Genomic DNA, 15,456 nt, shown 5'->3' with positions numbered 1-15,456 from the left:
GCCCGATGTCTGTCGAGGCAGGTATATTGCGGCGGCGGCGAAACACCAACTCTCATTGTCGGCGGACTGTGAGTTTGCGCCGGGCGAAGCTGCGCTATATCTATGCGTAATCCTGACAGGGGTCGGGACCTGCAATCCCTAAAGAGGGCTCCATGATCGATCTGTCTGACTTCGAGATCTCCCGCAAATGGCCTGCCAAACACGCTGACCGTATTCAGCTCTATTCGCTGCCGACGCCCAACGGCATCAAGGTTTCGGCGATGCTGGAAGAAACGGGCCTGCCATATGAGCCGCATGTGGTCGATTTCGGCAGCAATGACCAGTTGAGCCCGGAATTCCTGTCGCTCAATCCGAACAACAAGATCCCGGCAATCATCGATCCGCACGGCCCAGGCGGCGAGCCGCTGCCTTTGTGGGAATCCGGCGCGATCCTGATTTATCTGGCGGAAAAGTCGGGCAAGTTCCTGCCGCAGGAGCCGGCAAGGCGCGCCGAAACGCTGCAGTGGCTGATGTGGCAGATGGGTGGATTTGGCCCGATGGCGGGTCAGTTGGGCTTCTTCCACAAGTTCGCGGGCCGGGACTATGAAGACCGTCGGCCCTTCGAGCGATACCGGGACGAGACGAAACGCCTGCTTGGCGTTCTGGATCGGCAGCTGGATGGGCGCGATTTCATCATGGGGAGCGACTATACCATTGCAGATATGGCCTGCTGGCCCTGGGCGCGAAATCTCAACGGATTCTACGAGGCCGGCGAGGTGACCGACTTCGCATCCCATACCAATGTGGTTCGCTGGGTCGACACCTGCATGAGCCGTCCGGCTAGTCAGAAGGCGGTCAACATTCCTTCGCGCGACTAACGTGAAACGGTGTCGATCAGGCCAGGAAGACGACCGAAGTCAGCAAAGCCAGCAGCAGGATGATCACCGCTGCGACCCGCCAGATGGTGCCGTATCTGGAAACCGGGGGAACCTGGGATTCCAGTTCCTGATCGGTCTGGGCTTCCTGAGCGATCGTCCTGTTGAGTTGATCGGCATTCTCATACTGGTCTGCCGCAGCCTGTCGCATACTCTGTGCCATCGGTCCCTCCATGGTTCAGTTCTTGGAAGAAAACCGTCAGAGGCGGCTAAGGTTCCGAAAACCGTGTAAGACGGTCACGCATGAGGACCGGATGCTGACCGGACTACTGCGCTTCAGCCTCTTTCAGTGGTGGGCCGCTGAACTCCGTTTCGATAACGAACTCAACATCATCCCCCACCCCGAGGTTGGAGCCTTCTGGCGGAAGTCCGTAGGACATGCCGAAATCGGACCTTCTCAGCGTACCTGTTGCGGAAAATCCGATCCGAGCCTGTGGGTCGTAAACCGCCAGGCCCGGATAACCGCCGTTGAAACGCACGTCGAGCTCAACTGGCCGCGTTTCACCCCTGAATGTCAGGTCGCCTGTCACGACGGCAGTTTCAGCGCCGGTCAGTTCAATGCTGGTCGAGCGATAGGTGATCTTCGGGTGATCTCCTGCATTCAGCCAGTCCGGGCCAAGCAGCATGTCGCGAAAGCCATCAGGTGGCGTTGCGGTCAGATGCAGGGATGCGACGTTTATGTCGACGCTCAGGCTGGCGTTGGCCGGATCAGCGGGATCGAGTTCCAGCGCGGCGTCAAAGTCAGCAAAGGACGCGCTGTAGTACGAAAAGCCGAGGTGATTTGCCCGGAATATGAGCGTCGAATGGAATTTGTCGATCTTGTAACTGCCTGCCGGTAGAGCCGTCGCGGCGTCACCTGCATTTGCAGCAAGTGATGGCAACAGCACCGCTGCGACACCGCAAAGTACAGACAGAAAACGAAGTCCCGGGGACAGTGGCATAGTGGTTCCTCTATTGACCGGTAGTTGGAAACAGCGGTGTGTTCAGGCCGATTTCAGGTGCAGCCGTGGCTGATTTACCTGTGGCCATAGCCAGTGGTTTTGCCGCTCGTCCATCAGGCAATCAAAAGATACCGACCAGTTGGTATGTTGTCAATCTTGCGACCCTGATCTGTCGCCGGGCGAGGCGGGTGTTGGGCTTTGGCATCTAACAAAGCCTTGACCATGCGGGAGCAGCATCAAGGCTGGTAAAATCTCCCGCGGCGATGGTTTGACCCAGTGTATTGATCGCACCGAGGGCCACACGGGTAAATGATCCGCCAAGACTGATCCGCCGCACGCCAGCGTCTGCGAGTTGTTCGAAGGACAGACCCGTTGCACCTTGCCCGATGACATGGTTGACCGGAGCAGGTACCGATGCGCAGACCGTCCGTATGGCTTCAAGATCAGGTAGGCCCGGGGCGTAGACGACGTCTGCCCCTGCTTCGGCAAAAGCGGACAGACGGCGAAGAACCTCATCGAGGTCATAGGCTCTCTTGCCGAGACCATCGGCGCGAGCCGTCAGGACGATCCCGGACTTCCGGACCTCCAAGACAGCGGCCTGAACGCGCTCGAGAGCTTCGGAATATGGTCTTATACGACCGGGATTTGACGTGTCGCGGTCTTCTATCGAGATGCCGGCAAGCCCGGCTTTCGCGGCACGTGTGACCGTCTCCGCGACGCCTTCCGGTGTGTCTGCAAAACAGTCTTCGCCGTCCAGGGTGACGGGAAGGCCAGTTGCACGGGACAATGCCGATGCGTGGTCGATCGCTTCCTGCCTGGAAATTTGCCGGGAACTATCGCGCCGGCCTGTCGTAAAGGCATATCCCGACGACGTGGTGGCCAGAGCCTTGAAGCCGCAGTGCGCCAACAGCCTGGCGGATACGGCATCCCACGGGTTGGGCACGATAAAGCACCTGGTCTCGTGCAGTTCTCGAAAGACATTGGCTGGGCTGGACATTTGAAGGATGCGCGAAGAGCAGGGCTAGCTTGTACCGATATGAAAACACAGAGGTGGCAAGAAGGGCAAGCGCTTCCGTTGGTTGAGTTGCTGTTCAGTTTTCTCGAAACCACTGCCGCCTCCCGTGCCGCAAGGTGGCACAAGCGCGAGATGATGGGTGGCCAAGAAAAAAGGGCGGTCCGAAGACCGCCCTTTCTGCAAAGCTTGTGAGCTTTGGGCTTCTTGGAAGCCCATGCCGCCTCCCGTGCCGCGAGGCGGCACAAGCATGAGATGATGGGCGGCCAAGAAAAAAGGGCGGTCCGAAGACCGCCCTTTCTGCAAAGCTTGTGAGCTTTGGGCTTCTTGGAAGCCCATGCCGCCTCCCGTGCCGCAAGGCGGCACAAGAATGAGATGATGGGCGGCCAAGAAAAAAGGGCGGTCCGAAGACCGCCCTTTCTGTAAAGCTTGTGAGCTTTGGGCTTCTTAGAAGCCCATGCCGCCCATACCGCCCATGTCGCCACCCGGCATTGCCGGAGCGTCTTTCTTCGGCAGTTCAGCAACCATGGCTTCGGTGGTGATCAGCAGACCAGCGACGGAAGCTGCGTCCTGCAGAGCAGTACGGACAACCTTGGTCGGGTCGATGATGCCAGCTTCGATCATGTTGACGAACTGTTCGGTCTGAGCGTTGAAGCCGAAGGACGGATCGTCGTTTTCCTGGATCTTGCCAACAACGATGGAGCCTTCGACACCAGCGTTTTCAGCGATCTGACGGATCGGAGCTTCCAGAGCGCGCAGGACGATCTTGATACCAGCTGCGATGTCGGCGTTGTCGGAGGCCAGGCCTTCGACTGCCTTCTTGGCGCGCAGCAGAGCGGTACCGCCACCCGGGACGATGCCTTCTTCAACGGCAGCGCGGGTTGCGTTCAGAGCGTCGTCGACGCGGTCTTTTTTCTCTTTCACTTCGATTTCGGTCGCACCGCCAACGCGGATAACGGCAACGCCGCCTGCGAGCTTTGCAAGACGCTCCTGGAGCTTCTCACGATCGTAATCGGAAGTGGTTTCTTCGATCTGAGCCTTGATCTGGGAAACGCGGCCGTTGATGTCGTCCTTGGAGCCAGCACCGTCAACGATGGTGGTGTTTTCCTTGGTGATGGACACCTTCTCGGCGGTGCCGAGCATGTCGAGGGTCACGTTTTCCAGCTTGATGCCGAGATCTTCGGAGATAACGGTGCCGCCGGTCAGGATCGCGATGTCTTCCAGCATGGCCTTGCGGCGGTCGCCGAAGCCCGGAGCCTTGACAGCAGCAATCTTCAGGCCGCCACGCAGCTTGTTGACGACGAGGGTAGCAAGTGCTTCGCCTTCAACGTCTTCAGCAATGATCAGCAGCGGACGGGAAGACTGAACAACAGCTTCCAGGATCGGCAGCATGGCCTGCAGGTTGGAAAGCTTCTTCTCGTGCAGCAGGATGTACGGCTTTTCCAGGTCAGCCATCATCTTGTCAGCATTGGTGACGAAGTAAGGAGACAGGTAGCCGCGGTCGAACTGCATGCCTTCAACGACTTCGAGTTCGGTTTCGAGGGACTTTGCTTCCTCGACGGTGATCACGCCTTCGTTGCCGACTTTCTGCATGGCTTCGGCAATGTCCTTGCCGACCTGCTCGTCGCCGTTAGCGGAGATCGTGCCGACCTGTGCAACTTCACCAGAGGTGGTGATGGTCTTGGAAGCAGCGGTCAGAGCCTTGACGGCTTCAGCAGCAGCAAGATCAACGCCGCGCTTCAGGTCCATCGGGTTCATGCCGGCTGCAACAGCCTTGGCGCCTTCCTTGACGATGGCCTGAGCCAGAACGGTCGCGGTGGTGGTGCCGTCGCCAGCGATGTCGTTGGTCTTGGAAGCCACTTCGCGCACCATCTGGGCGCCCATGTTTTCGAACTTGTCTTCCAGTTCGATTTCCTTGGCAACAGACACACCGTCCTTGGTGATGCGCGGTGCGCCGAAAGCCTTGTCGAGAACGACGTTACGGCCTTTCGGGCCGAGGGTCACCTTGACGGCGTTTGCGAGGGTGTCGACACCACGCAGCATGCGCTCGCGTGCGTCGGAGGAGAATTTTACTTCTTTAGCAGACATGTGATCGTCTCACTCTTTTGGAACAGGTTGAAATCAGAAGCGGTTCGCGGCTGGTTACGCGATCACGCCCATGATGTCGGATTCCTTCATGATCAGGAGGTCTTCACCGTCGATCTTGACTTCGGTGCCGGACCACTTGCCGAACAGAACGCGGTCACCAGCCTTGACGTCGAGCGGAACGATCTCGCCGTTGTCCTTGCGGGCGCCGGTGCCGATGGCGATGATTTCGCCTTCCTGCGGCTTTTCCTTAGCGGTGTCCGGAATGATGATGCCGCCAGCAGTCTTTGCTTCAGAATCTACGCGGCGAACGACGACACGGTCGTGCAGTGGACGAAATGCCATAACACTGTTTCCTCTCATGAGCGCGCCCCACGCAATAGGCAGCGCGCGAGACATGAACATTGGGTTGCGTTGCACGGAAGGAAATTGCCTCCCGTCACCAATTAGCACTCCTTAACAGCGAGTGCTAACAGCGCCATGGATTTATGTAGCTGTGCTCAGCTTGTCAATGCTTTGTGACGAGAATTTAATCGCAATCGGTCGCGTTGCGCCTATGGGGTAGTCAACAGACCGGGGAGGCGGAATTATGGCGTCGCTGCTACTGCGTCAGCGGGCCCGGTTCAATTCGCGCCGGAAACACTGAAAGGCAGTGTAAAGGCGTTCGTTTTGCCGCCGATTTCGTCGGTGAAGCTCGTTTCCAGCTGGTAGTCGCCAGCCGGCAGGCCGCTGAACTGAAAGGTGAGGGCCGCGGAAAGCTCACGCTGCTTGGACCGGCCGCTGCCGGAAAAGGTCGCGAAGTTCTCCTGTTCGGCCAGAACCTGGCCGGATTTGGTCAGCAGTCTGTAGTCCGCGGTCAGCTCATAGGCATAACCGCCTTCGGTTTCCTGAAAGCCGTAACCGACCGGTTCCGCGTAGACAGACAGCGCTTCACCATCGGCAAACGTCGCATCAGCGCGCGGTGTATATGCGCCATATCCGGTGCTCGGGCTGGAAGCGAAGGTTGCAGCCGTGAAGGAAAGACCGGCAGCCGCCCATGCCAGGTCATAGGCATCAAGGGCGTTCTGGAAAGCTTCTGGAGGGCTGGCGGGGGATTGAGCCTGCGCGGACAGTTGCCCCGCAGACAGTCCGGTTGCAATCAGAACAGCAGACAGCGTCTGCCGAAAAGCACATTTTCCCACCAGCATCATCTATATCCCCGCACGCCTTTAAATCTTGTCGTTTTCAGCGATTTTGCCGATATAAACCGACTTGTCCGATTAAACAAGGCAATGTGTGCGGCGCGGTAAACGCCGGATTTAGCTGTACTCTACTCGTTATCCGCGAAAGTAGAAAACCCGATTGCGGTTAACGTGTCGCAGGTCCGGGCATTTACATGCTGCGGGCTGTCCAGGACTGGCGCTTGCGGTAGATGGTGGAAGGGCTGATCTCGAGGGCCGCTGCCGCCATGGCGATGTTGCCGTCAAAGGCATCAAGAGCGTCTTCGATGATACGCCGCTCCTGAGCCCAAAGCGGCTCGATGGTTCCGAACGGCCGGCTTGGCGGCGCCACGCGAGATCGCTCGCGGGAGAGGTCGATCAAGGTGCCCGGCCGGCTGCTCTGGTCGCGAATGATCAGCGGCAGCATGTCGTAGGTGACAGCGGCACCGTCATTCATGACAACGATCTGCCGGATGGTGTTCTCAAGCTGGCGGACGTTGCCCGGCCAGGGATAGGAAATGATCCGCGCTTCCGCGTCCGCATCAAATCCTCTGAAACCGCGCCGCTCTTCCGCCGAATAGCGTTCAAGGAAGGTTTCGGCGAGCGGCAGGATATCGTCGCGGCGCTCTCTGAGAGGCGGCATGTGGATCGGCAGCACGTGCAGCCGGTAGTAAAGGTCTTCGCGGAAGCGGCCGGCGGATATTTCCTGAACCGGGTTCCGGTTTGTGGCGCAGATGATGCGCGCGTCCACCTTGCGGGTATGTGTGTCGCCGAGGCGCTGGAACGTTCCCGTCTGCAGGAAGCGCAACAGCTTGCTCTGCAGGAGAAGGTCCATCTCGCCGATCTCGTCCAGGAACAGCGTGCCGCCATCGGCCTGTTCGGCCGCGCCCGCACGGTTGTCTGCAGCTCCGGTAAAGGCGCCGCGCACATATCCGAAGATCTCGCTTTCAATGAGGTCCCGCGGAATGGCAGCGCAATTCAAGGTGACGAAACGGTTGGACCGGCGCTCGGATAATTCGTGAACCGCAGCAGCGCACAGCTCCTTGCCCGTTCCGGACTCCCCGGTGATGAAGACCGGGGCCTGCGACGGCGCCATGCGACCGATCTGGTCGTGGATGTCGCGCATCTGGGCGGAGGTGCCCACCAGGCGGTTCGTTCCGGAGCTTTCGGTTCTGATGTGTGCGGCGCGAAGCGGAGGTGCGGATAGCTCCGGCATTGAAACAACAGGCTGAACATTCTGCGGTGCTGCGGGAGCGACCGGTTGAACGGGCCTTCTTTGTTTCAGCTGGAAGGAAATCTTGGACGCAAGCGCATCGAGCGAGAAGGGTTTGGTCAGGAAGTCATGGGCCCCGGCGCGCATCGCGCTGACGGCCCGCGAGACAGACCCCTTGGCCGAAACCGCGATGATGACTGCCTTGGGACAGCGGACCGCATAAGCTTCCAGGGCTTCGTCGCCACCGATGGTTTCCAGATCAATGATCAGAATGTCGGTGGTCTTGTCTGCAAGATCCTGCAGGCAGGACGAGGATTCCGTGTACAGGATGGGGTCCGTACAGGCATGAGACAGCTTGGCGCAGACCGCAGAGGTGCGGGCAGCCTCGGAGGCCGTTGCGTCAAGTACGCGTACTATAACAGGCAGCTCTTTGCCCTCTTTACTCCCCATTGCTGGGTAACTCCCATCGCTGGATACGGGTCATTCGAATATCGAAAGATTCGTCAATTTGATAATTCTCCGAACAGGGTAAACAAAGCGTTGTCAGAAGACGCAAATTGCAGTCGATCTTCGCTTTCGGCACAGAAAAGGGCCGAAGTGAGCAAAATATTCCAGCTCAGGCGGTGTGTCGTGGATATGCCGAAGGCCGGTCAAACCGGAGAAATCAAAGGCCCGCCAACAGGTATCCTGCCAGCAAACTCGCAAGGCAGAGGGCGAACACCAGCCATAGGTCAACGGGATGTGCCAATGCGCGTTGCAGCTTTTGGAAGCCTTCCGGAAGGCCGGTTCTATCCGGTGCGTTGGTTCCGGTGCGCAAGGCGCGTGCCGGCGGCCGGAAGGCATCATGCTCGTGCAGGGTTCCCGACACGCCACCTGTTTCAAGGTGCGGATGAGCCATCTTTTCCGGCGCGAAGTGTTTACCGGCCAGGTCCCCGTCTGGCACGTCTTTGGTGGCAAGGTCTGCTGCACAATCCGGCAACGACCCGGCGTGCGCCGGTTGGAACTCCGGCGCATAGCTGCCTTTGGGAATGGTGATGCGCACGGGGTCGTTGGCACCGGAGCCGGCATAGTATTTCTCTAGCCTGCGCCGCAGCCGGGCGGCCTCGACACGCACGATAGGGTCCGTCACCGGATTGAAGTCTTCCGGCCGCCCGAGCGCTTCGACCGCGATCGTATAACCTTTGATCTTTTCCTGTTGTCTGTTCAGCGTGGCATGCACGACAAACCCCAGGAAGGCGCGCAGTTGGGGCGCGGACTGGAATTCGGAGCTTTTCAGGGTGTTGATGAGCGCGGCCTTGATCTGCTCCTCGCAGGGAGGCTGCTCCTGCACAGTGTTCGGGGCCGCCGCTTCACCTGACTTGAGAGAAGTTGAGGCCTCGGGTGTGGGGCGGTCCTTGGCAGGCTTGTCTATCTTCGCATCCGGCGCTTTGTCGCGCGGTGCCCGATATGTCGTTTGTTCGGCTGCATGCATATCAGCCTCCTGCTAGACCTGTTGACTGATCCGTCGTGAAGTAGCTTCCCTTACGTAAATTTAGACGAAGTACTACCGAATGCAACGGTCAAAAAGTCATGGGGACGTCATTGCCCGGTGCGTCCACCGGGTGAGTGGGAGACTTGTGGTTGTGAGCTGTTTGAGACACTGTGAACGCTGCGTGAGGAGCGAAAACCGCCGAAATACCGTGACGCATCAACCATAGTCGGGGACAAGTCACGGATTCCATACCGCAAGGCGGTTGTAGATTCGGCCACGCATGGTTCTTAAGGCATGATTAACCAGTAACTTTTGATTCGCGTTGGAACTTTCGAATACCATGGGGCGGACAGGGACCATATTCGTAGCAATTTGCATGGCCGTGATCGCGCTGTCGTCTGCGACAGTTCTGGTCTTCCAGTTCGGACGGCCGTTCGGCGAAGCTGTTTCCCTGTCGCTTGCGCTCATGTGCACCATGATCCTGATCCACCTGCTGATCGGTCGTGCACGCGACCGCGGCGCGGTGAGCGAAGCGGTCGACCGTCTTGAAGAGCGCATGGCGGATCTGGACGAGGATGTCGGCAATCTCGAAGGCAGGCTCACGGGCATGGAACACACCATGCCGCGCCGTACCCGCGCCGAAATCGACCCTCTGTTTGCTGAAGTTGAAGTTCTTGGCACCTTGGTCAAGCAGATGGCCGAGGCCATGTCCGACCTTGAAGCGAGGGTCGAGGACCAGCAGGCCATCGCGCCGCCGCCGCAGATGCCAAGCCTGCCGCGTTATCAGCAGCCCCAGGAAACCTACCAGGAAGAACGCCGGTCCACCTATCAGGCACCGCAGAACTGGCCTCCGGTTCAGCAGCCTGCGCAGGCCCCGCAGCGCCAGCAACACGCCCCGGCGTCCTTTTCCCATGAAACGAACAACGGCATGCAGGAGCCCTATACGCCAGCGGCTGCACCGCGCCGGGACATGAACGATTTCGATCGACGCTATGGTGTGCACGCGCCGCGTCTCGAGGATAAGCTGGGTCATGTTCCGGTCAAGGAACAGCCGAACCACCAGCAGCAGGATTACGCATTCGAACTGCCGGATGAACCCGACCAGCGCCTTGCCGCACGTACCGCGATGCCGGCCGAAAAGCCGAAGCCGAACATGGCCATGCGCGAACTGATCACGTCGGCACTCAATGCCAACCGGGTGGAGCTCCACCTGCAGCCGATCGTGACATTGCCGCAGCGCCAGGTGAAGTACTATGAAGCCTTCACCCGCCTGCGTGACAACGGTGGCAACCTGATCGAAGCATCGGCCTTCATTCCGGAAGCGGTTCTCTCGGGCCAGATAGCCCGTATCGACAATCTGCTGCTGTTCCGCTCTATCCAGGTCGTGCGCCGCCTGACCTCGCGCAATCGCAATGCCATCCTGTTCTGCAATATCTCGTCGCAGTCGCTGGTTGACGAAACCTTCTTCCCCGGCTTCCTGGAATTCGTGAAGGCGAACCAGGATCTGGCCGATGTGCTTGTGTTCGAATTCTCCCAGGACGATGTCGCCCACATGGGCGGGATGGAGCTGGAAAGCCTGAGTTCGCTGTTCGAAGCCGGGTTCCGCTTCTCCGTCGACCAGATCGCGGACATGAAGATGGACTTCAACTCCCTGGCTGGCCGGGGTTTCAAATACGGCAAGCTGCACGCCGACTATCTCATCGGGCGCCGCGAAGCCAAACACGGCCACATCCATCCGTCCGATTTCGGCGACCTGCTTCATCGCTATGGCATGCAGCTGATCACTGATCATGTGGAAACGGAATCCCAGGTGCTGGAGCTGCTCGACTACGACGTCAAGCTTGCTCAGGGCAACCTGTTCTCGCCGCCGCGCCCGGTGCGTGCGGAAGTGCTGCAGGGCGCACCTGCACCCGGCCCGAGACGCTCCGCCGCCGGTTGATCAGCGCAAGGCGCTTCCGCGTTCCCGAAACGATAACCTGCTTCGATATTTCAGCTGCTGAGAACCGGCGGAGCAGCCATGACAGTGGTCTGCCGCCGTATGACAAAAGCAGGCGGCTTAAGGGCTTTTCCGCTCGGCGTCATTCGAGTGCCGACCTGGTTCCCCTGTGTCACCCCGGACAAGCGGATCGCAATGCCTTATCTCGAATGCACGTTGTCTGCCTTGAAGGCTGTTCCCAAGCCCGAGCAGTGATGGTCGCACTTCAGTCTGGCAGGCAAAATCACAAACGCCCCGGTTTGAGCCGGGGCGTTTGTCATTGAGGCAATGTTGCTGGAGGTTTGGGGCTAACCCTGCTTCGGGCCGACGGTCACCACTGTCGGAGCCTTGTCGGCCAGCAGGCGTTTGGCCACCCGTTTGACGTCGTCCAGCGAAATAGCCTCGATCTCGCTGTTGCGGCGGTCGAAATAGTCGATCCCGAGTTCCGCATTCTGCAGAGCGACCAACTGCCGGGCAATCTTGCCGGAACTGTCGAAGCGCAGAGGGTAAGAGCCGGTCAGATACTGTTTGGCAGACTGCAATTCGTCTTCGCTCGGTCCGGTCTCGGCCATGCGACTGATCTGTTCCAGCATGATCTTCACCGTCTCGTCCGCCCGGTCTGCCTTGGTCGCAGCATTGGCGATCAGAAGGCCCGTGTGTGCGTAAGGAGAAAGAGATGTGCCGGCGCCGTAGGAAAGCCCACGCTTTTCCCGCACTTCTTCATACATCCAGGAGGTGAAGGTACCGCCACCCAGAATGTGGTTCATCACAAAGGCGGCCTGATAGTCCGGATCGTCACGTGTCAGCCCGGGCAGACCGAGCAGGATTGTGGTTTGCGGTACCGCCAGCTGCTGGTTTACCCCGGTTCCGAACTCCGGTTCGAAATCGGCAATCTGCACCAGCTGTCCTTCCTCCTGCAGAGGAGCAAAGACCTTGTCGAGAATTCCGGCGAGGGTTTCAGCATCGATGGCGCCGACGACACCGATGATCAGCCCCTTGCGCGCGAGAAGCTTGCCCTGCTGGCTTGCAAGATCATCCGCGTTCAGGCCGGCCAGTGTTTCGGCGGTGCCAAGCGTTGGCCGGGCGTAGGGGTGATCACCGAACATAGCTTCGGCAAGGGCTCTTCCGGCAATCGCATCCGGATCGCTTTCGTTGCGTCGCGCCCTTTGCGACAGCTGGGCCTTCATCCGCTCCACCGGGGCTTCGTCGAAGCGCGGCTCGTTCACGGCGAGGGCCAGGAGGTTACTCGCCTCGTCAAGGGTGGGCGTCAAGGTCCGCAAGCTGCCGTAGAACCGGTCCTTGCCGGTGCTGAAGTTGATGCTGATGGCAAGTTCTTCCAGCTTGGCCTGGAAGGTCTCGGAATCCATTTCACCCGCGCCTTCGTCCAGCGTCGCGGCGAGCAGGCGCGTCAGACCTTCCTTTCCGACAGGGTCCTGCGCGGAGCCGCCATCGAAGGAAAAATCGAGCGCAATGATGGGCACGGTATGGTCTTCTACCAGCCAGGCTGTGATGCCTTTGGGGCTGGTGACTTCCTGGATCTCGACGGCCTGTGCCAGCCTCATCAGGCCAAGCAGGGCAACAAACGACAAAGCGAGGGCGGAGACCGGACCGCGCAGGGAGAAGAGGGTGTGTGCCATGATCAGGACTTGTCCTTCGTCTGGGGCGCATCGGATTGGGCGGCATCCGGCACGACTGGCGGTTCCATGCGCAACTCTCCGACCACGGGGAGGCCGGCGAGATAAGTGCGGGCCGCATCCAGGACATCTTCAGGGGTGACAGCCTGCACCTGAGAAGGCCAGGTCTGGACGTTTTCGATCGTTTGGCCCGTGGTCAGGGCACCGCCGAAAAGGCGTGCCAGGCCGGATTGGCTGTCCTGGGCGTAGATCGCGCTGGCGACCATGCTGTTTCGGGCGCGTTTGACTTCTTCTTCCGTGACGCCGGTCTCGAGCAGTTTCTGAAGTTCGGTCGCTATCAGCCGCTCCATGTCTTCCAACGTGTAACCGGGGCGCGGCACGGCGTAGAGACCGAAGCGGCCGTTATCAAGGGCGCTGCCCTGATAATAGGCGCCGGCGCTGAGGGCGGCTTCCTGGTCGAGAACCAGTGCCTTGTGCAGGCGGCTGGAGGGCCCTTCGCCCAGAATATACGACAGTATGTCCAGCGCCTCGGGCGTCCGGCCTTCGCCGGTGGTCTGGCTCGGCACGATCCAGATCTGCGACAGGGACTCCTGGCGCACCCGCGGATCGGAAACGGCAATGCGTCTTTCACCCGCAAGCGGCGGTTCGGCCGGCCGGAGGCGTTCTCCAGGCTCTGCGCGCCGGGCAACCTTGCCGTAGGTTTCCTGCGCAAGCTTGCGAACCGCATCAACGTCCACATCACCGGCAATTACCACCACCGCATTGTTTGGCGTGTAGAACCGGTCGTAGAAGGCGATCGCTGCTTCCTTGTTGAGCGCTTCGATTTCGCTCTGCCAGCCGATGACGGGTGAGCCGTAGGGGTGGTTGACGAAGGTGATGGAATTCAGCGCTTCCTGCAGCCGGGAACCGGGTTCACTGTCGACCCGCATGCGCCGCTCTTCCAGAACCACGTCTCGTTCCGGCGTCACGACTTCGTCGCTCAGAACCAGGTTCTCCATCCGGTCGGCTTCCAGCTTCATCATGAGCGGCAGATGCTGCTTGGCGACTTTCTGGAAATAGGCGGTGTAGTCGGTGCTGGTGAAGGCGTTCTCCTGGCCACCACGATCGGCAACCATCTTGGAGAATTCTCCGTTAGGATGGTCGTGAGTACCCTTGAACATCAAATGTTCGAGAAAATGCGCAACACCTGACTGACCTTCCGGTTCATCGGCGGAACCGACCTTGTACCAGATCATGTGGGTGACAACCGGCGCCCGGCGGTCCGGGATGACCACCACCTGCAAACCGTTATCCAGCGTGAAGCTTTCAAGGTTCGGCGCAATCATGAGGTTTCCTGCCGTTGCCGGCGCGGAAAAGGCACTTCCCGGCACAAGGGCCATGCCACCGCCCAGCAGGAGCGCAGGCATCAGCACAAGGCCGATGGAGCGCTTCAACCGCCGCACGGGGGATGTCTTGTCGTGCTTCGAGGACGATGGGTTCACGTGCAACTCCCGTTCTTTGTCGTTCGAACAGCATGCGCTTCAACCAGGTGCGGGAAAAGCGCAAAGCCGGGCAATTTCATGGTGGCCAACAAAAAAGACCTCCGGACCTATCCTCCATATAGGAGGTGCGGTCCGGAGGTCCCGTTACAATTTTGTCATCTGCCTTTCGGACCCTGAAGTCCGGTCACTGAAGAGATCAGTTACAGAAGTTCTGGTCGCCTTCCAGGCAGCGCGGATCGAGCGGCTTGGAGTCGTACTCGTCGTAATTCGTCGGCTTGCGCTTTTTCTTCACCACTTCCGGCATCGGTGCATCCGGAGAAGGCGTGCTGTAGCCGGTGGGCGGATCGGTCAGGTAGCGGCGTGCGGACAGGCCATTCTGCTCGATACCTGCCTGCTGGGACCGCAACTGCTGCAGGCGCTCCCATTCGGCCCGCTGTTCTTCACGTGTCAGCTTTCCACCTTCGGTAATCTCGTTGAAGCGGCGCTCCGCGTCGAGATCGCGATTCTGACCGGTAACACCGGTAATCTTGAAGCCGCGCATCTGTTCCGGGGTCAGCGCTTCGCTGTTCATGCTGCCGGTCTTGCCGGAGCTGGCATAAAGCTGCTTCAGTTCGGTCAGCTGTTCGTTTTCACGCTGCTTCGGCCAGTTCTGATCGTTCACACCGGCAACATTCGTTTCCGGTTCGGGAAGGTTCGTCGGCTCTGCGGGCATGGCCAGCGGTCCGCGAGGTTTGTACTCGATCTGCTTTTCGTTCGGATCGACGGCGCCAAGGCCTTTCATCACGGTGTCGACAAGGGCGACATCCGGTGCCTGGCTCGTGCCATCCGCTGCCTGGCATGCGGCCAAACCGGCCAGAAGCACCAGCACTGCAGAATTCTTTACAAACCCAACTAACGTCCGCACTGCGCAGACCCCTCGATTTCTCATAAAAAACAGCCGGCAGCACTCCGCCCGCGATCAGTCGTTGTCCAGCCTAAACCATTATTTTGCGGCTGAATTAGGACCATCTCGGAAACTGTCATACAGGAGACCGACGACGCCCGCAACGATCCACACATCTGCCAGGTTGAACACGTACCAGGAGAACGTGCCGACGTGGAAATGGACGAAGTCGACGACGGCACCATAGGTCAGTCTGTCGATCCCGTTTCCGATCGCCCCGCCAATGACCAGTGCCAGGGCGAGGGCCACCAGGCGTGACTGGCAACGCGCCGACCAGACCCACAGGCCAATCGTGACTGCAATCGTCACACCGGCCAGAAGCCAGCGGCCCAGGTCGCTGTTCTGCTGGAACAGGCCATAGGAAATACCCCGGTTCCAGACCAGAACGATCTCGAGAACCGGCAGAAGATCGACCGGTCCGTTGCGGGCAAGATCGAAGCCGTAAACCAGCCAGAGCTTGCTGCCCTGGTCGATGACAACACAGACAAGCGCGATCAGAAGCACAAATGTGCTGAAACGGCCCCAGAGAAGGGGCCGTTTCGTATTGTTGGAAGAGGTATCCTGTTGCGTCATCGTGACCGGGAACCC

General features: G+C 59.5%; 15 protein-coding genes. 3 read left to right on the top strand and 12 right to left on the bottom strand.

Annotated elements, in window-relative coordinates; all coding sequences use genetic code 11:
* The first annotated feature begins 152 nt into the window (after positions 1 to 152).
* Positions 153 to 857: a glutathione S-transferase N-terminal domain-containing protein gene (locus FIV03_RS00970; protein ID WP_152508367.1), complete on the top strand. Its 705-nt coding sequence runs from the start codon at positions 153 to 155 to the stop codon at positions 855 to 857.
* Positions 858 to 873: 16 nt separating this feature from the next.
* Here FIV03_RS00970 and FIV03_RS00965 read toward each other — a convergent pair whose 3' ends face one another.
* The 8 genes from FIV03_RS00965 to FIV03_RS00930 form a co-directional block, all read right to left on the bottom strand.
* Entirely contained in the window at positions 874 to 1,077 is a 204-nt protein-coding gene (locus FIV03_RS00965; RefSeq protein ID WP_152508366.1) for a hypothetical protein, read from the bottom strand.
* A 103-nt stretch (positions 1,078 to 1,180) separates the two neighbouring features.
* Positions 1,181 to 1,855, bottom strand: a complete 675-nt coding sequence (locus FIV03_RS00960) for a YceI family protein (protein ID WP_152508365.1) — start codon at positions 1,853 to 1,855, stop codon at positions 1,181 to 1,183.
* A 205-nt stretch (positions 1,856 to 2,060) separates the two neighbouring features.
* The gene (locus tag FIV03_RS00955; protein ID WP_286202244.1) at positions 2,061 to 2,798 is read right to left on the bottom strand and encodes an isocitrate lyase/phosphoenolpyruvate mutase family protein; all 738 of its coding nucleotides are present in this window, start codon (positions 2,796 to 2,798) and stop codon (positions 2,061 to 2,063) included.
* A 516-nt stretch (positions 2,799 to 3,314) separates the two neighbouring features.
* Positions 3,315 to 4,955, bottom strand: coding sequence for a chaperonin GroEL (gene groL / locus FIV03_RS00950; RefSeq protein WP_031269757.1), 1,641 nt, complete (start codon positions 4,953 to 4,955; stop codon positions 3,315 to 3,317).
* Positions 4,956 to 5,009: 54 nt separating this feature from the next.
* Complete coding sequence (gene groES, locus FIV03_RS00945; protein WP_006935644.1) at positions 5,010 to 5,297, bottom strand: co-chaperone GroES; 288 nt, start codon at positions 5,295 to 5,297, stop codon at positions 5,010 to 5,012.
* A gap of 278 nt (positions 5,298 to 5,575) precedes the next feature.
* On the bottom strand, positions 5,576 to 6,142 hold the full coding sequence (locus tag FIV03_RS00940) for a hypothetical protein (RefSeq protein WP_152508363.1): 567 nt from the start codon (positions 6,140 to 6,142) through the stop codon (positions 5,576 to 5,578).
* 181 nt (positions 6,143 to 6,323) lie between these two features.
* The gene (locus FIV03_RS00935; protein WP_152508362.1) at positions 6,324 to 7,814 is read right to left on the bottom strand and encodes a sigma-54 dependent transcriptional regulator; all 1,491 of its coding nucleotides are present in this window, start codon (positions 7,812 to 7,814) and stop codon (positions 6,324 to 6,326) included.
* Positions 7,815 to 8,028: 214 nt separating this feature from the next.
* Positions 8,029 to 8,835, bottom strand: coding sequence for a hypothetical protein (locus FIV03_RS00930; protein WP_152508361.1), 807 nt, complete (start codon positions 8,833 to 8,835; stop codon positions 8,029 to 8,031).
* A gap of 376 nt (positions 8,836 to 9,211) precedes the next feature.
* Here FIV03_RS00930 and FIV03_RS00925 point away from each other — a divergent pair, with 376 nt between their 5' ends.
* A complete protein-coding gene (locus tag FIV03_RS00925) occupies positions 9,212 to 10,774 on the top strand; it encodes an EAL domain-containing protein (protein ID WP_152508360.1) in 1,563 nt (520 codons plus the stop codon).
* A 78-nt stretch (positions 10,775 to 10,852) separates the two neighbouring features.
* Positions 10,853 to 11,026 (top strand): hypothetical protein, encoded by a 174-nt coding sequence (locus tag FIV03_RS31490; RefSeq protein ID WP_173013739.1) that lies wholly within the window; start codon positions 10,853 to 10,855, stop codon positions 11,024 to 11,026.
* Between the two features lie 92 nt (positions 11,027 to 11,118).
* Here the strand turns inward: FIV03_RS31490 and FIV03_RS00920 are convergent, their stop codons facing one another.
* The 4 genes from FIV03_RS00920 to lspA all read right to left on the bottom strand — a co-directional run bounded on the left by FIV03_RS00920 (position 11,119) and on the right by lspA (position 15,441).
* On the bottom strand, positions 11,119 to 12,447 hold the full coding sequence (locus FIV03_RS00920) for a pitrilysin family protein (protein WP_152508359.1): 1,329 nt from the start codon (positions 12,445 to 12,447) through the stop codon (positions 11,119 to 11,121).
* A gap of 2 nt (positions 12,448 to 12,449) precedes the next feature.
* The gene (locus FIV03_RS00915; protein ID WP_286202243.1) at positions 12,450 to 13,925 is read right to left on the bottom strand and encodes a pitrilysin family protein; all 1,476 of its coding nucleotides are present in this window, start codon (positions 13,923 to 13,925) and stop codon (positions 12,450 to 12,452) included.
* A gap of 196 nt (positions 13,926 to 14,121) precedes the next feature.
* The gene (locus FIV03_RS00910) at positions 14,122 to 14,793 is read right to left on the bottom strand and encodes a hypothetical protein (RefSeq protein ID WP_023002063.1); all 672 of its coding nucleotides are present in this window, start codon (positions 14,791 to 14,793) and stop codon (positions 14,122 to 14,124) included.
* Positions 14,794 to 14,907: 114 nt separating this feature from the next.
* Complete coding sequence (lspA, locus tag FIV03_RS00905; RefSeq protein WP_209009822.1) at positions 14,908 to 15,441, bottom strand: signal peptidase II; 534 nt, start codon at positions 15,439 to 15,441, stop codon at positions 14,908 to 14,910.
* Positions 15,442 to 15,456 lie beyond the last annotated feature (15 nt).

The sequence above is a fragment of the Labrenzia sp. THAF187b genome, assembly GCF_009363375.1.
In the GTDB taxonomy this organism is placed as follows: domain Bacteria; phylum Pseudomonadota; class Alphaproteobacteria; order Rhizobiales; family Stappiaceae; genus Roseibium; species Roseibium algicola.
This window is presented reverse-complemented; position numbering and strand designations above follow the sequence as displayed.

What these genes read in the sequence shown, in the direction of transcription:
- FIV03_RS00960 (WP_152508365.1), bottom strand. Translation starts at nt 1,855, where the DNA reads ATGCCACTGTCCCCGGGACTTCGTTTTCTGTCTGTACTTTGCGGTGTC.
- FIV03_RS00940 (WP_152508363.1), bottom strand. Translation starts at nt 6,142, where the DNA reads ATGATGCTGGTGGGAAAATGTGCTTTTCGGCAGACGCTGTCTGCTGTT.
- lspA (WP_209009822.1), bottom strand. Translation starts at nt 15,441, where the DNA reads ATGACGCAACAGGATACCTCTTCCAACAATACGAAACGGCCCCTTCTC.
- groL (WP_031269757.1), bottom strand. Translation starts at nt 4,955, where the DNA reads ATGTCTGCTAAAGAAGTAAAATTCTCCTCCGACGCACGCGAGCGCATG.
- FIV03_RS00925 (WP_152508360.1), top strand. Translation starts at nt 9,212, where the DNA reads ATGGCCGTGATCGCGCTGTCGTCTGCGACAGTTCTGGTCTTCCAGTTC.
- FIV03_RS00965 (WP_152508366.1), bottom strand. Translation starts at nt 1,077, where the DNA reads ATGGCACAGAGTATGCGACAGGCTGCGGCAGACCAGTATGAGAATGCC.
- FIV03_RS31490 (WP_173013739.1), top strand. Translation starts at nt 10,853, where the DNA reads ATGACAGTGGTCTGCCGCCGTATGACAAAAGCAGGCGGCTTAAGGGCT.
- FIV03_RS00970 (WP_152508367.1), top strand. Translation starts at nt 153, where the DNA reads ATGATCGATCTGTCTGACTTCGAGATCTCCCGCAAATGGCCTGCCAAA.
- FIV03_RS00930 (WP_152508361.1), bottom strand. Translation starts at nt 8,835, where the DNA reads ATGCATGCAGCCGAACAAACGACATATCGGGCACCGCGCGACAAAGCG.
- FIV03_RS00920 (WP_152508359.1), bottom strand. Translation starts at nt 12,447, where the DNA reads ATGGCACACACCCTCTTCTCCCTGCGCGGTCCGGTCTCCGCCCTCGCT.
- FIV03_RS00935 (WP_152508362.1), bottom strand. Translation starts at nt 7,814, where the DNA reads ATGGGGAGTAAAGAGGGCAAAGAGCTGCCTGTTATAGTACGCGTACTT.
- groES (WP_006935644.1), bottom strand. Translation starts at nt 5,297, where the DNA reads ATGGCATTTCGTCCACTGCACGACCGTGTCGTCGTTCGCCGCGTAGAT.